1 protein-coding gene is annotated in these 978 nt (G+C 70.8%); it reads right to left on the bottom strand.

The annotated features are described in order from the left end of the window. Nucleotides 1-21 precede the first annotated feature (21 nt). The coding region (locus ACT84W_RS02910; RefSeq protein ID WP_444328151.1) for a threonine aldolase family protein at nucleotides 22-978 on the bottom strand (957 nt) is incomplete at its 5' end.

Genomic DNA, 978 nt, shown 5'->3' with positions numbered 1-978 from the left:
CCCTGCCACAAAGAAGCCCGCCTACGCCACCGTCGCGGCGAAGTCCAGCAGCTCGTCGACGTGCTCGGGGCGCGTGGCCCAGGAGGTCACGAAGCGGATGACCAGGCGCCCGTCGGGGAGCTTGGCGAACGTCTCGCACCCGGCGGCGTCCTCGAACCTCCGCCCGACCTCGGGGAACACGACGAAGAACTGCTGGTTGGTGTTCGCCGGGAGGTAGGACTCGAAACCGAGCGCGTTCATACCGTCGCGCAGGCGCAGCGCGCAGTCGTTCGCGCCGCGGGCGAGCCTCCAGTAGAGCGCCTCGCCGCCGTCCGCTGGCTGCTCGAAGGCGGTCTCGAACTGCACGCCGAGCAGGCGGCCCTTGGCCATGAGCCCGCCGCGCTCCTTGACGAGGAACGGGAACGACTCGCGCAGGCGCGGGTTCGCGATGACCATGGCCTCGCCGAAGAGCATGCCGTTTTTGGTCCCGCCGAGGTAGAACGCGTCGGCGCGCTCAGCGAGGTGGGGGAGCGTGAGGTCGCAGCCCTCGGAGGTCAGCGCCACGGCCATGCGCGCGCCGTCGACGTAGACAAAGAGCCCGTGCCCGTGCGCCCAGTTGCAGATCGCGTCGAAGCGCTCGCGGTCCCAGACGCCGCCGAACTCGGTCGCGTTCGTTATGTAGATCCCCGCGGGGCGCGTCATGTGGCGGCCGGTCATGGTCTGGCTCGCCCACACGCGCTCCGCCTCCTCGGGCGAGAGGAACCCGTCGGCGTCTCTCGTGGGCAGCACGGTGCGCCCGCATGCGGCGATGGCGCCCGTCTCGTGGACGTTGATGTGGGCATCCTTCGTGCAGATCACGCCCTCCCAGTCGCGCAGCATCCCCGTCACGCCGACGATGTTGGCCGACGTCCCGCCGATGCAGAACTCGACGTCGACGTCCTCGCGCCCGCACGCGGCGCGGATCAGCTCGCGGGCGCGCTCGCAGTGGGGGTCGCCCTC

It is taken from the genome of Paratractidigestivibacter sp. (assembly GCF_052362415.1).
GTDB lineage: Bacteria > Actinomycetota > Coriobacteriia > Coriobacteriales > Atopobiaceae > Paratractidigestivibacter.
The sequence above is the reverse complement of the archived record's forward strand: the minus strand, read 5'-3'. Positions and strand labels throughout refer to the sequence as shown.